Annotated in this window: 13 protein-coding genes; 5 read left to right on the plus strand and 8 right to left on the minus strand. The window is 44.2% G+C overall.

Annotated elements, in window-relative coordinates; all coding sequences use genetic code 11:
- Window positions 1–134 precede the first annotated feature (134 nt).
- On the plus strand, window positions 135–698 hold the full coding sequence (locus ACTQWB_RS03370; RefSeq protein ID WP_441500400.1) for a tRNA (mnm(5)s(2)U34)-methyltransferase: 564 nt from the start codon (window positions 135–137) through the stop codon (window positions 696–698).
- A gap of 58 nt (window positions 699–756) precedes the next feature.
- Here ACTQWB_RS03370 and ACTQWB_RS03375 read toward each other — a convergent pair whose 3' ends face one another.
- The 3 genes from ACTQWB_RS03375 to ACTQWB_RS03385 form a co-directional block, all read right to left on the minus strand.
- A complete protein-coding gene (locus ACTQWB_RS03375) occupies window positions 757–1,539 on the minus strand; it encodes a peptidylprolyl isomerase (RefSeq protein WP_441500351.1) in 783 nt (260 codons plus the stop codon).
- Between the two features lie 135 nt (window positions 1,540–1,674).
- On the minus strand, window positions 1,675–2,922 hold the full coding sequence (gene codB / locus ACTQWB_RS03380) for a cytosine permease (protein WP_441500352.1): 1,248 nt from the start codon (window positions 2,920–2,922) through the stop codon (window positions 1,675–1,677).
- A gap of 116 nt (window positions 2,923–3,038) precedes the next feature.
- On the minus strand, window positions 3,039–4,127 hold the full coding sequence (locus tag ACTQWB_RS03385) for a hypothetical protein (RefSeq protein ID WP_441500353.1): 1,089 nt from the start codon (window positions 4,125–4,127) through the stop codon (window positions 3,039–3,041).
- Between the two features lie 312 nt (window positions 4,128–4,439).
- Between ACTQWB_RS03385 and ACTQWB_RS03390 the strand changes: the two genes are divergently transcribed.
- The gene (locus ACTQWB_RS03390; RefSeq protein WP_441500354.1) at window positions 4,440–4,919 is read left to right on the plus strand and encodes an S-ribosylhomocysteine lyase; all 480 of its coding nucleotides are present in this window, start codon (window positions 4,440–4,442) and stop codon (window positions 4,917–4,919) included.
- A 210-nt stretch (window positions 4,920–5,129) separates the two neighbouring features.
- Here the strand turns inward: ACTQWB_RS03390 and ACTQWB_RS03395 are convergent, their stop codons facing one another.
- Window positions 5,130–5,654, minus strand: a complete 525-nt coding sequence (locus ACTQWB_RS03395) for an SH3 domain-containing protein (RefSeq protein ID WP_441500355.1) — start codon at window positions 5,652–5,654, stop codon at window positions 5,130–5,132.
- Between the two features lie 235 nt (window positions 5,655–5,889).
- Complete coding sequence (locus tag ACTQWB_RS03400; RefSeq protein ID WP_441500356.1) at window positions 5,890–6,939, minus strand: XdhC family protein; 1,050 nt, start codon at window positions 6,937–6,939, stop codon at window positions 5,890–5,892.
- A gap of 124 nt (window positions 6,940–7,063) precedes the next feature.
- Here ACTQWB_RS03400 and ACTQWB_RS03405 point away from each other — a divergent pair, with 124 nt between their 5' ends.
- On the plus strand, window positions 7,064–8,281 hold the full coding sequence (locus tag ACTQWB_RS03405) for a cation:dicarboxylate symporter family transporter (protein WP_441500357.1): 1,218 nt from the start codon (window positions 7,064–7,066) through the stop codon (window positions 8,279–8,281).
- A 117-nt stretch (window positions 8,282–8,398) separates the two neighbouring features.
- On the opposite strand, the gene hydA is transcribed toward ACTQWB_RS03405, so the two are convergent.
- Window positions 8,399–9,781 (minus strand): dihydropyrimidinase, encoded by a 1,383-nt coding sequence (gene hydA / locus ACTQWB_RS03410; protein WP_441500358.1) that lies wholly within the window; start codon window positions 9,779–9,781, stop codon window positions 8,399–8,401.
- 217 nt (window positions 9,782–9,998) lie between these two features.
- On the opposite strand from hydA, the gene ACTQWB_RS03415 reads away from it, so the two are divergent.
- Entirely contained in the window at window positions 9,999–10,637 is a 639-nt protein-coding gene (locus ACTQWB_RS03415; RefSeq protein ID WP_441500359.1) for a helix-turn-helix transcriptional regulator, read from the plus strand.
- A gap of 144 nt (window positions 10,638–10,781) precedes the next feature.
- Here the strand turns inward: ACTQWB_RS03415 and ACTQWB_RS03420 are convergent, their stop codons facing one another.
- Window positions 10,782–10,967 carry a hypothetical protein gene (locus ACTQWB_RS03420; protein WP_441500360.1) on the minus strand — a complete coding sequence of 62 codons (186 nt, stop codon included), beginning with the start codon at window positions 10,965–10,967 and terminating at the stop codon, window positions 10,782–10,784.
- Between the two features lie 65 nt (window positions 10,968–11,032).
- Complete coding sequence (locus ACTQWB_RS03425; protein WP_441500361.1) at window positions 11,033–12,274, minus strand: DUF1015 domain-containing protein; 1,242 nt, start codon at window positions 12,272–12,274, stop codon at window positions 11,033–11,035.
- Window positions 12,275–12,526: 252 nt separating this feature from the next.
- Between ACTQWB_RS03425 and dpaL the strand changes: the two genes are divergently transcribed.
- Complete coding sequence (gene dpaL, locus ACTQWB_RS03430; RefSeq protein ID WP_441500362.1) at window positions 12,527–13,756, plus strand: diaminopropionate ammonia-lyase; 1,230 nt, start codon at window positions 12,527–12,529, stop codon at window positions 13,754–13,756.
- Window positions 13,757–13,775 lie beyond the last annotated feature (19 nt).

Genomic DNA, 13,775 nt, shown 5'->3' on the forward strand with positions numbered 1-13,775 from the left:
AATGTATTTTTTATATGTTTAAGTTTTCGTACATGATTTTACTTTTCTTTTTGCCGCCATTTGTTATAATGAAAATTAATTTTTGCTTATTTTTTGCAGAAAACATTTTTCAAACACACTCTAAGAAAGGAACTATCATGAACTATCAGATCACACAGTGGTGTGCCCACTTGATTACCCAGCATGTAAAAGAAGGTGACCTTTGCATCGATGCTACCATGGGAAATGGAAACGATACCCTGCTTCTCTCCCGTCTCTGTGGCAAAACCGGTCATGTACTTGCCTTTGATATCCAAAGGCTGGCCCTTACCCACACAAAGGAACGCCTGGAAAAGGAAAATGCAGCCCACAACTACGAACTTCTTCTGGATTCCCACGTAAATATGGGAAATTATGCGAAGCCCATGAGTGTAAGCTGCATTGTTTTTAATTTCGGTTATCTGCCTGGAGGCGACCACGCTTTAGCCACCAGACCGGATTCCAGCATTCTGGCCCTTGAGACCTCTCTTTCTCTTTTAAAAAAGGGCGGCATCCTTATGCTGTGCATTTACAGCGGCGGAGATTCCGGATTCGAGGAGCGTGATGCCATTCTTGCCTGGCTGAAGGAGCTGGATTCCAGAAGCTATCTGGTGATCAAAACAGACTACTATAACCGACCCAATAATCCGCCGATTCCTGTGCTTGTAGTAAAGCAGTAAGGATTATTTCTGTTTGCTTCCAGATTCTGCAGATACTACGCTGGAGAAATCCAGTTCATCAATCTGTAATGACAACACTTGTCATCACTGGCTGCTCATCTGCTGAAATAGTACCGTTATTATCCGTTGGCTTTGCATCCTTACAGATCTGGTCTACAATGTCCATTCCCTCTGTGACATGTCCGAATGCTGCATACTGACCATCCAGATACGTGCTGTCAGACTGGACGATAAAGAACTGGGAGCTCGCACTGTCCGGGTCGGAGGATCTCGCCATGGAAATAACGCCTCTCTCATGGGAAATATTATTCTCTACCCCATTCTCTGAGAACTCGCCCTTGATCGTCTCATCGGAACCACCTCTTCCGGTTCCTTCCGGATCACCGCCCTGGATCATAAATCCATCAATAATGCGGTGGAAAGTAAGCCCGTCATAGAAGTGCTCCTGCGCCAGTTTTACAAAATTGGTCACACTGATGGGAGCTGTGTCTGCATCCAGTTCTACTTTGATGGTACCGTAGTCTTTTACCTCGATCTCTGCATGATGAAGACCTGTCAGAGGCTGTGAAGTATCCAGCACTGCACTGGCATCCTCGGCCAGATTTCCTGTACTGTCCTCATCAGAACCATCTGTGAAGCCAGAAATTTCCTCATCTGTTCCTTCTTCTCCATCAGCAGCTTCCGTGCTATCTGTTGTTGTCTCTTTATTGTCCTCTGTCTTCTCATCTGTAGTCGTAGTATTTTCTGTCTCTTCTTTTGCATCATCTGTGCCACAGCCTGCAAGCATTCCCACAGAAAGGGTTGCCACCATAAGCATTGACAGGATTTTTCTTCTCTTCATGATTATGCCTCCAATAAAACATTTTGTCTATTACGCAAAAATGACGCCAGGCAATTCCCGACGCCATCTTTCTTCATTATAACGAACTTCCGGTAAAATACAATTGATTTCACAGATTGTTCAATTTCTTTTTTCTTATCTTGTCTTCTTAAAAACCATCTGCCCCACTGCATAGCACACTGCTGCTACGACCATACCATTGATAGAAGCGACGCCCCATTTCAGCACATTGGCAACAACTGCGCCAAGGATGACACCTGCAACGGAAAACCAGTTTACAGTTTTAAACTGCTGTTCTTCTGTTTCATAGTCCTTCTTATTCATGAAATAATCAATGACTACAATAATACCAACTGGCGGAAGGGTACAGTTCAGAATGTTCAGCCAGTCACAGAAATTGTAATACAGCCATACAGAAGCTACAGTTCCGATCAGACCGGAAATCAATACCATAGGCTTCTTTTTCTGATGGAAAATATTGGCAAGTCCAAGTCCTGCAGTATACAGGGCATTGTCATTGGTTGTCCAGATGTTAAGGCCAAGCACCAGTACGGCCAGGTAAAACAGGTTCAGGCGGATCATAACCTCAAAAATATCATTTCCACCTACAAAAATAGAAGACACAGCACCAAAGAAAAACATCAATGAGTTACCAATAAAAAATGCAACTACTGTTGTAATAGCACCTACTTTTCCATTTTTTGCAAATCGTGCAAAATTGGGGGTTGCAGTTCCACCGGACACGAATGAACCTACCACAAGTCCTGCTCCACCGATAATCGTCAGACTTCCGCTGGATTTCGCAAACTGGTCAATAATGGTTCCATCTCCCTGGTTTACTGCCATGATCATCGCTACCGTACCAAGAATTGCCACAAGGGGTACTGCTATGTAGCTGACAATGGTCAAAGAATCAATTCCGAAATAAGCGGAAGCAGTCATGCACACGCCAGCCAGAATTACAAGGCCCCACATTGCCCCGTTGCTTCCACCCAGAAGCTCTTTTGAGACAGGAATTGCGAACATTGCCAGACCAACACCGAACCATCCGATCTGTGTAAAGCTGATCATCGCAGAGGGAAGGTAAGAGCCCTTTTCCCCAAAGGCTCTCTTAGAAAGAAGATCCAGTGACAGGCCGGTTTTGGCACCTACATATCCAAGCATTCCGGTATACGCGCCAAGAATCACACCACCAAGAAGCAGGGATTTTACAAAGCCCCAGAAATCAAGCCCCTCTGCAAGCTCCTGTCCTACCCACATGCTTGCGGAAAAGAATGTAAATCCCAGCATGATCATAAACATGGTAACCATTCCCTTACGGCTGTCTGCCGGTACGGCTTTTCCCGCAAAGTCAACGTCTTTTACTTTTTTCTCTTTTGCCATTTTCTTACCTGGTTACTGAATTGCAGCAGTAACGTTTCCTTTCTCCTTTTTGTATAAACATGTTATGATCTCAGGAGCAAAACATCCTTTACTCCCGGCATCAGGTTATCCGTGTATTACAGAATATATTTGCGTAAAGCTGTTGTGAATTCTTCGATTCTCTGTTCTGCGATCTCTTTCAGGGTAACATTTTTCAGACAGTCTGCAAAGCGCATCTCCATTTCATAAAGCCACTTTGTCTCAGGAGATTCGATTTCCTGGAAATGACAGCAGCTAAGCCAGTCTTCATAACTGATTGGCAGATCGTAACCAAGTTTTTCTTCGATTAAATCGTTCATATTGATCTGGTCACAGCGTTCTAACATGCCTTTCCAGAAATCCAACACCTCTTCCACATGTTCATGGATCTCATATCTTCTTGCCCCGCCATCATAGATAATACATTTCTCAAACAGAGGATTGCGCATGGAAAGAGTCTCTCTGCGGAATTCCGGTGCGATAATTCCATCCTTCCAGTAGAAATCCACATCTGGAAGATTGATTCCGGAAACACCTTTATCCTGGTAAGTACTGAAGATGCCCTCATAATATACAGTAATAAATCCCTCGAAATCCGGCCAGTATTCCCGGATCTCGCCGGTAAGCTTCTCCAGAATGTCGATTCCCTTGGTTCCACCAATTGTGAAGATAATAATATTCCGAAGCTGTGCATTGTGTGCACGGTAAAAATCAGTTACATAACGAAGACAATGAATCAGCGTCTCACCAGATGCTATGATATCCCCGATCATCAGGGTGCTTCCCGGTACCATGGTCAGCTTGCTGTACTTGATCTCAAGTCCTGCAATTTCATCTTCTTTAAATACACGCTCACTGGACAAAAAACTGATATCATGCACACGGATATGTTCTCTGTAGCAGCTCTCCTCCAACGGATAATTTAAGGCACCGCGAAGGATGGATAAAATATTGGCAGTTGTCACTTTCTTCTGTTCTTTGAAATAATAAAGCATCTGTGAAGTAGCCGGGATCAGACAGTGATATACCTCATAGCCAACTACCTCCGGGGTGTTCATCAGCTTCCTCGTCTCCGCTTCTGACACCACATAATATTCATTTACATAATCGCCCCCTGCCAGCTTATAGCAGTCTACTCCCTGCTCAGAAAATTCCCTGACCAGCCTTACATTTTCCCAGTTTTTCATCCTAAGTTCCTCCATCCCTTTCTTCTGCGGATTTTTCCGTAAAAAAAGCCCTCTTTTGCAATAGTTCACCATTTGATGCTTCAGCAAAAGACAGCCTGTTCCCTATAGCTTTATACTCAGCATAATGTCCCGTAAATAGTCCGGCTATCTACGGGACATCAATATTTACAAAGATGATAAAATGAATACGCTCCGTTGTCAAGTATAAATCTGATTTTCCAGGCATTTGTGTCTTGTCACATTCTGGAATGTCTGTTAAAATCAAGAAAAATGATTATCTAATTTTTTATTTAAGAAAGCGAGGCCTTTTTCATGGAAAAAATCACCAGTTTTACAATAGACCATATCAAGCTTCAGCCGGGCGTTTATGTTTCCCGTAAAGATCCGGTTGGAAACAGCATGATCACTACTTTTGACATCCGCATGACTTCCCCCAACGAAGAACCGGTTATGAATACCGCAGAGCTTCACACCATTGAGCATCTTGCAGCCACTTTTCTGCGCAACCATAAGGAATTCGGTCCGAAAATGATCTACTGGGGTCCTATGGGATGCCGCACAGGCAATTATCTGCTGCTGAATGGAGATTATGAATCCAAAGATATCGTTCCACTTATGATCGAGACCTTTGAATTTATCCGGGACTTCGAGGGTGAAGTACCTGGCGCTTCTGCTAAAGATTGTGGAAATTACCTGGATATGAATCTTGGCATGGCCAAATACCTTGCCAAAAAGTTCCTGGATGAAGTACTCTATGATATCCAGCCAGACAGACTGGTTTATCCTAAATAACGTTTTCTGATTACCCTTTCTGATTTTTCGGAAAGGGTTCTTTTTATTTGCACAAAAAACGCTACATAACAGATTCAAAATCCATTACATAGCGTTTTCCATTCTCATTCTCGCTGGCCAGTATATGCATCACCGTTTGGCTCATAGCCAGACATCCAATGCGTTACAAGGTAAAGAGCGTTATCTCTACAGTAACCATAGATTACTGTATCAGCCTGCTACTGCCTCTGCTGAAGCATCTGCGCTGCCATCTGTAAATGCTGCCTGGTCTACACTTCCGTCTGCTGCAGCACCATCTGCGGCTGCACCGTCAGCTGCTGTATCTGCTGCCACTGCACTTACATAATCGCCAGATACATATGCAGTCTGTCCTTCATAGGAAATCTCAACCCAGCCATTATCACATACACCTGTGCTGGTGAGCTGAGTGCCATTTGCTACGCTTGCGATCAGTGCTGCGTCTGCACTGGCATCTGCACGAAGGTTTACATCTGCATTTGCAACATATGTACCATCCTGTTTGGTTACATTTACACCGCTTGCAGTCTGTACCACTACAACCTCAGGTGTAGGAGTTGCCTCTGGAGTCGGGGTAACCTCTGGTGTGGGAGTGGGAATCGGTGTAGGGGTTGCCTGTATAACTGTAACGCTTGCTCCTGCGCCTTCTTCAAATCCACATCCCGGGATGCAAAGTGCTGCACCAAGAAGCAAAACTGCCAAACCTGCTCTTTTCATAATAGTATTCCTCCTTTACAAAGCATCGCTGCTTTGAATTGATTCATCTTCTCTTAATTACATTATAATTACATTACAAAAACAGACTCTTTCTGCGAATCGTTACAATTAATATACAGTATTATTACAAAATATGCAAGCCCTAAGTGCAGCCGATCGTTTTGTCGATCGTTTTCTCCTGTTACAGATAATCATTATCCATGCTTTCTGCCTTAGAGCCTGTTTGAAAAAGGCTCTAGATTCTCTCAAATACTACTGTCACCTGTCCTCCGCAGATCATTCCCAGACTATCCTTTCCATCTGTTGTCAGTGCGTAATGCTTCACATCTTTTTCTTCCACTTCTTTACAGTGACGGATTGCTTCAAACTCCACTTTACCTCCACCGATACTTCCTGTTATATGCCCGGAAGCTTCCACGAACATTTTGCTTCCCACACCTCGCGGGGAAGAACCTGACTTCTTCGCAATGGTAACCATCACTCCATGACGTCCCTCCATTACTGCGGCCTCTACTTTTTCATCACAGTATGCAGAATAATGCATGTTTTTCACATTGATGATCTCTGCCATGATGCTCACCGCAATTTCCTCTGGAAGCTGGCCTCCAAGGGGAATTCCAATAGGTGCATGCACTTCATCCAGTTTTTCCCTGCTGACCCCTTCACTAAGAAGATTCTCCCTGGTGATCCGTACTTTATTCTTACTTCCGATCATTCCAAGATATTCATAAGGACGGTTTAGCACCCTCCGAAGACAGTCCGCATCCCCAATATGCCCCCTGGTGAGTATCACGTAATAAGCATTCTCATAAGGCAGAATATACTTGTCCAGTTCCTTAAAATCACCAAAAACCAGCTCGTCTGCCTCTGGAAAACGTTCTCTCGTTACAAATTCTTCCCTGTCATCCATGATCGTCACATGAAAGCCAAGCATTTTCCCAAGATGGGCTGTTGGCTGGGATACATGCCCTCCCCCAAAGATCACAAGATGTGGATTCTTGCGGTAATCTTCTATAAAAAGCTGTTGTCCTTCTGCTTCTATCACTTTTGTTTCCCTGGTCTCTTCCAGTATATTTAAATACGGAGTCCATATTGATTTTTCTTCCGGGTTCTCTGTAAGCAGCTGCATACGTGAATTACTTTTAGCTGTTTCACAATCTTTTTCCTCTTGTACTGTCATACCAGATGGTAAAATACATTTCTTTCCCATGTATGGACCATCCAGAAAAGTTCCGGTTCTGACTCTTCCTTTTTTATCCAGAATTTCATAGATTTTATTATACATTACCTGTCACCTCTTTTATAATTATCGCCTGCAGGGATCGGACAATGTTCCCCCAGATACCTGCCAAGTTTTCATTGCACCTTTCTTTTCTGTATATTATAATACATGCGGAGGAATTTTCACAATGAAGAAAAAAAGAATTATGGCCAGTTTTCCATTCCGGATTCTGGCAGTCAGTATACCTGGCCTACTTGCAGGCCTGTTTTTTAATGCCACACGTACTATGGGGCTGACTTCAGGAATACTAAATCTGGTAGTCACCGCCCGTTATGTACTCAGCCAATTGATCACATTTCTGGCACCTGTGATCATCATAGGTCTTATGGCCTCTTCCATTATTTCCGCCAAAAAAGACCCTACACCGGCTACTGCCCCAGTCATCCGCATTACTTATCTTTCCATGCTTGGAGCTGCAGCATTTGCAGCCATCCTTGGTTATCTGATCATCCCAAGGCTTCCCGTATCTACAGATAGTCTTTCTTTCCGTTTTTTACCGGACACCTTGTTTGAGCTTCCGATCCCGGCACCTGTTTCTGCCCTCAGTGCTTTGATGCTCTCGGTGCTTCTGGGATTTGGTGCCTGTTGGACAAATGCCATACGAACCAAAGAGCTTATAAATGAACTTCGGGGAATCACACTTTCCCTGATGTCACGGATTCTTCTGCCGTTGCTGCCGGCCTATATCGGGCTTTCCCTGTGCACACTGGCTTATCAGGGGTATTTTATTAAGTATCTGCCTCTGCTGCTTCTGGCTCTTATCATCGTCATACCGGCCTATTGCCTATGGGTAGTAATCCTGTATCATATTGCAGGCTCCTATTCCGGGGAAAAGCCCTGGAAGATCCTGAAAAATTATATGCCCACATGTAAAACAGCACTGAAAAATCCATCTTCCACAGCCACAGAAAAATATTCCCAGGAGGCTGCTACAAAATGCGAAATGCTTTCCCCGAAGCTTGCTGGGGAAGTAATCCCTCTTTTTACACAGATTCATCACTGTGGTTCTGTGCTCGCTGAAGTATTTTTTGCCATGATGATCTCCCGGATCCTTTATGGCTCTGTGCCTGCACCAGGAACAATGGTAATTTTCAGTCTTCTGCTTGCCACCTGTTCCCTTGGTACCCCAGGGCTTCCATGGGGAACTGTGATGGTATCTCTTGGAGTCCTCACCGGAATCCTGAAATTCGGTGACTCGGGCATCGCTCTTATGTTTGCAGCATTCGCTCTTCACGATGCCTTTGCCGCCGCCTGCAATGCCACCTGTGATGGTGCATTGATACTATTTCTAAATGGTTATGTCAAGCGGCATGAAACCGATATAGAATTCCAGAAATACAGATAATTACATTTGATAGAAAGAAAGCCAGAACATGTTTGAAAAATCTTTCCCGCAATCTGCACCCCCACTTTGTGGGAAATTTTGCAGATACCTCTTTTCAAACACGTTCTGGCTTTTTTACTAATTATTAAGCGGCTGTCTCAGTCCTCTTTTTATATATTTTCCAAGCTTCTCCTGAATCAGCTTTCCATCATCCACAGCAAGACTCCCACGGAGAAATACCTTATCAATATCCCCATGAAGCCGGAAGCCTTCATACGGATTGTTATCAGTATGATACGCATGGGTCTTTGCAGAGATCACACTTTCTTTTTCCGGATCAAACACAACAATATCCGCATCGCTGCCTTCCCGGATTACCCCTTTCTCTGGATAGACGCCGTATAGTCTGGCTGGATTTTCGCATAAAAGCTGGCACATTTTCTCCACTGTGATCCTGCCTGTACGCACACCATATGTATAAAGAAGTGTCCCTCTTGTCTGAACACCTGGCAATCCACCTGGAATCCTGGTAAAGTCATCCTTACCAAGTGCTTTCTGTGCAAGAGTAAAGCTGCACTGGTCTGTAGCTACCGTCTGGATCGCACCATCTGCCAATGCCTTCCACAGGCAGTCCTGATCTTCTTTTTTACGGATCGGAGGCGCACAGACATATTTTGCCCCTTCAAAATTTTCTCTGGAATAGACACTGTCTTCAAGAAGCAGATACTGGGGACAGGTTTCTGCAAACACAATCTGGCCACCTGCACGGGCGCGGATGATCTCCTCATAAGCTTTCCGGTTGGTAAGATGCACGATCATAACCGGAGCACCCGTTTCCTTTGCAATTACCAGAAGACGATGTACTGCTTCTGCCTCCATCGTGTCCGGCCGGACCAGAGGATGATTTTCCGGGCCAAGTCTTCCCTGTGATTTGGCTTCCTGGATCAAGGCGTCTATAACCCCTGCATTTTCACAATGTACCCCTGCAAAACAGCCTTTTTCATTCAAAGCTTTCAATATCTTATAGAGATCTCCATCATTCACGATCATGGCAGGATACGTCATATACAGTTTAAAACTGGTAATGCCCTCGTCGATCATATCCTGGATTTCCATTCTGGTTTCTTCGTTCCACTCCACAATGGACATATGGAAAGAATAATCACAGGAACATTTCCCATCTGCTTTTTTGTGCCATTTTTCAAGGCCTTCCTTCAACGTATGGCCACCTTTGTCCTGGGAAGCAAAATCGATCACCAATGTAGTTCCTCCAAGAATGGCTGCCCTGGTTCCCGTTTCAAAATCATCAGCAGTCACAGTCCCGGCAACTTCCAGGTCGAAATGGGTATGACCATCAATAAATCCTGGAAAAAGAAGCTTTCCGCAGACATCAATCAATACCGCCTCCGGATCAGACAGATTCTCCCCGGTTTTTACGATCTTTTCCCCTTCCACTAATACATCCAGCTTCTTTGCTGATGTGCCGGATATGACAGTTCCATTTTTCAAAAGATACTTCATACACGTCCTCCTTTCACATAGTTTGTGCAGAATAGACAAATATACATTTTTCTTTTCTCTATTTGAAGTAAATATAACATATATCACTGCAGTATTCAATCAATCAAAGCCTAATTTTTTTCAGTAGTCAATAATTTTTTTGTAAAACATCTTTCTATTTTTTTTCTGCCATGTTATTATAATAAATAACCAGCTTCCAAAACAGGAGGGAACATACATGGGAAGATTAACGATCTTACAGCAGATTGCACAGGATATCGCAGCTGAGTTCGGACCGGACTGCGAAGTGGTAATCCACGATCTGAAAACAAAAGAACCAGAGCATTCTATCGTTTATATTGTAAATGGCCACGTAACCGGACGAAGTGTAGGCGATGGCCCGTCAGATGCCGTTTTCGACGGAATCCGCCAGAAGGGACGGGGAAGCAACTGTGCTCCTGCCGATCACAATGGTTACCTGATGAAAACAGCCGACGGCAAAATCTTAAAATGCAGCACTTCCTATATAAAGGATGAGGATGACAGCCTTCATTATGTATTTGGAATCAACTATGACATCACCAAGCTGACTTTGATCAACAGTGCCCTTAATGACCTGATCACCCCGAAGAATAAAGAAGAGAAGCCGAAGCAGATCACACACAGTGTCAATGACCTTCTGGACCGGCTTATTGAGGAATCCGTGAAGCTTGTAGGCAAACCAGTTGCCCTTATGAACAAAGAAGATAAAGTTACTGCTATCCAGTTTCTCAATGACTCAGGTGCTTTCCTTATTACCAAATCAGGTGATAAGGTAGCAAATTATTTCGGAATTTCCAAGTATACCCTTTACAGTTATATCGATGTAAATAAATAACAAAAAAAGCCATATAATACTTTTCCCCGTGCATTTCCAGGAACTACAAAGGGAAACGTTATATGGCTTCTATCTATTTTGGATTTTAAAGCGTGTTTGCAACTGTCTCTTTTTTATTCACGCTCAAGGCCTTATGCCTCTTCTTCACTCACTCTCAAGGTCATGCGCCTCTTTGTAAATTTCGCAGGCTCCCTGGTTCACACATCTTTTATATGCACAGTCCATAAAAGTAAGTATTTTTCTGCCATCTTTTTCCTCATACTCACAGCAGACTGTCTGTGCACCATTACAGGTTCTGCAAAAACCTGAGATAAATTCTTCTGTTTCCATTTTCTGCTCTCCGATCGTCGCAAATGATGCCAGGTAATGCGCCTGGCAATAAACAATCCTCCATCTTATAACTTATGTACAAAGATTCCACTGCGCAGCTTCGGCTCGAACCAGGTGGATTTCGGCGGCATAAGCTTCTTCTCATCTGCGATCTGCATAAGATCTTCCATTGAAGTCGGATAAAGGGCAAATGCAATTCCACAGGTTTCATCTGCCATAGACTGAAGTTCTCTTAACTTATGGCTTCCACCTACAAAAGTGATCCGTTTATCCGTTCTTGGATCACCAATGCCAAGCACAGGTCCTAGTACCTTATCCTGGAGAATCTGGGAATCCAGCTGTCCTACTATATCTTTTTCCTCATAAAGCTCTGGCTTCGCTTTCAAAAGATACCAGAAACCATCCAGATACATTCCGAAGCAATGCTTCTCAACAGGCTTTGCGGGAAAGCCTGGTACGATCGTCATATCAAAATTCTCCTTAATCCTGCCCAGGACTTCATCTGCACTCTGTCCATTTAAATCCTTTACAACACGGTTATAAGCCAGAATGGTGAGCTGGTCATATGGGAAAACCACGGAAAGAAAATAGTTAAATTCCTCTTCTCCTGTATATCCCGGATTCTCCTCACGACGCTTAAGCCCCACTTTCACAGCAGACGCTGCCCTATGATGGCCATCCGCAATATAAAGCGCCGGAATCTGCTCCATTTCTCCCTTTATCCTGGCAATCATCTCATCCTGGTCAATTACCCACACGCGATGGGTGATTTCATCCTCTTCCGTAAAATCATATACAGCCGGATGTTCCTTCTTCCAATTTGCAAGAAGGGAAGACAAAGCAGCCGTATAACGGCAGGCCAGATAGATCGGGCCTGTATTTGCATCACACACATCTACATGGTGGATACGGTCCAGTTCTTTATCGGATCTGGTAAGCTCATGCTTCTTCACTACATCATTCAGATAATCATCAATGGAAGCACAGCCCACAATACCTGTCTGGACTTTTCCCTTCCGCACCAGTTCATATATATAGTAACAAGGCTTCTGATCCAACGCCAGAATCCCCTTCTCCTCCATCTGAAGAAGATTCTCTCTCGCCTTCTCATAAACCTTCTTATCATAGAGATCAGTGTCCACAGGCAGGTCCATCTCCGCTCTGTCCACGTGAAGAAAAGAATCCGGATTCTCTTTTCCTATCTTCGCTGCCTCTTCTCTATTCACCACATCATATGGAAGCGCCGCTACAGCCGCTGCCTTCTCTTTTACGGGTCTTAGTGCTTTAAATGCACGGAATACTGCCATATGTATCCTGCTCCTTTCCATTGCCTGCTTATCTGTTAAAATAATTATCAGGCACCATAAACTTCATTTTATCACAATTCTATAGCCAGCGCAATCGAACTAAATATTTTTTGAGAAAGCTAAATATTTTTGTATTTTTCTATTGCAAATCCATTCATTTATGATATTATATTTATAAAGAAAATCGGATTTACCTGATTCCCAGCTGTTAAACATGATCAGGATATAACCAGTATAAAGGAGGTTTTTCCCATGACAGAAGGACTGAAATGGACAGTGAATCATGTTCCTGGATCGGATGATAAATTCCTGGATCTGATGTCCGAAGAGAATGTAATTAAGGCAAACGAATTTCACAAAAGCTTCCCCCAGTATAGTGTCACACCACTGCAGAAGCTTTCCTCTCTTGCTTCTTATCTCGGGGTAAAAGGTATCTACTGCAAGGACGAGTCCTATCGTTTCGGACTAAACGCCTTCAAGGTTCTTGGAGGCTCCTACGCCATGGGACGCTACATAGCCAGGGAGCTTGGCCGCGATATCAGCCAGCTTCCTTATAATGTCCTTTCCTCTGATAAATTAAGAGAAGAATTCGGTCAGGCTACTTTCTTTACCGCTACAGATGGCAATCATGGCCGGGGTGTTGCATGGGCTGCGAAGCGTCTTGGACAGAAGGCCGTCATCAGAATGCCGAAGGGAACCACCCGCACCCGCTTTGACAACATTGCGAAAGAAGGTGCCCAGGTTACCATCGAGGAAGTCAATTATGATGACTGCGTAAGAATGGCTGCTGCCGAAGCGGCTAAGACACCACACGGAATCATCGTCCAGGATACTGCATGGGACGGATACGAAGAGATTCCTTCCTGGATCATGCAGGGCTACGGAACACTGGTTCTCGAAGCAGACAGACAGCTGAAGGAGAATGGCATTGACCGCCCTACCCACGTATTTGTACAGGCTGGTGTAGGTTCCCTGGCTGGTGCAGTTGTCGGCTATTTTGCCCACAAATACAAGGAGAATCCACCTGTAATGGTTGTCTGCGAGGCAAGCGCAGCAGACTGTCTTTACCGCTCTGCGGTAAAAGCAGATGGCAGTCTGGTAAATGTTACCGGAGACCTTTCCACGATTATGGCAGGTCTTGCATGTGGTGAAGGAAACACCATAGGATGGGATATCCTTAAGAACCATGTTACTGTTTTCGCCTCCTGCCCGGACTGGATGAGCGCCAAAGCCACCCGGATCTATGCCAATCCTCTTGGAAATGATCCGCACATCATATCCGGCGAATCCGGTTCTGTCCCACTTGGACTTGCTTATACAGCTCTTCATGATGAGGATGCCCAGGACCTGAAAGAAGCCCTGAAGCTGGATGAGAATTCCAATATTCTGGTAATCTCTACAGAGGGTGACACAGATCCCGTCCGTTACCGTGAAATCCTATGGGATGGTTTATATGGAACAAGCGAATCCTTAAGTAATTAATAACAATATTGCTTTTTTT

This window comes from Blautia sp. HCP3S3_H10_2, from assembly GCF_052122375.1.
GTDB lineage: Bacteria > Bacillota > Clostridia > Lachnospirales > Lachnospiraceae > Blautia_A.

Coding starts and splice junctions, on each gene's coding strand:
- ACTQWB_RS03375 (WP_441500351.1), bottom strand. CDS start 1,539: ATGAAGAGAAGAAAAATCCTGTCAATGCTTATGGTGGCAACCCTTTCT.
- codB (WP_441500352.1), bottom strand. CDS start 2,922: ATGGCAAAAGAGAAAAAAGTAAAAGACGTTGACTTTGCGGGAAAAGCC.
- ACTQWB_RS03385 (WP_441500353.1), bottom strand. CDS start 4,127: ATGAAAAACTGGGAAAATGTAAGGCTGGTCAGGGAATTTTCTGAGCAG.
- ACTQWB_RS03390 (WP_441500354.1), top strand. CDS start 4,440: ATGGAAAAAATCACCAGTTTTACAATAGACCATATCAAGCTTCAGCCG.
- ACTQWB_RS03395 (WP_441500355.1), bottom strand. CDS start 5,654: ATGAAAAGAGCAGGTTTGGCAGTTTTGCTTCTTGGTGCAGCACTTTGC.
- ACTQWB_RS03400 (WP_441500356.1), bottom strand. CDS start 6,939: ATGTATAATAAAATCTATGAAATTCTGGATAAAAAAGGAAGAGTCAGA.
- ACTQWB_RS03405 (WP_441500357.1), top strand. CDS start 7,064: ATGAAGAAAAAAAGAATTATGGCCAGTTTTCCATTCCGGATTCTGGCA.
- hydA (WP_441500358.1), bottom strand. CDS start 9,781: ATGAAGTATCTTTTGAAAAATGGAACTGTCATATCCGGCACATCAGCA.
- ACTQWB_RS03415 (WP_441500359.1), top strand. CDS start 9,999: ATGGGAAGATTAACGATCTTACAGCAGATTGCACAGGATATCGCAGCT.
- ACTQWB_RS03420 (WP_441500360.1), bottom strand. CDS start 10,967: ATGGAAACAGAAGAATTTATCTCAGGTTTTTGCAGAACCTGTAATGGT.
- ACTQWB_RS03425 (WP_441500361.1), bottom strand. CDS start 12,274: ATGGCAGTATTCCGTGCATTTAAAGCACTAAGACCCGTAAAAGAGAAG.
- dpaL (WP_441500362.1), top strand. CDS start 12,527: ATGACAGAAGGACTGAAATGGACAGTGAATCATGTTCCTGGATCGGAT.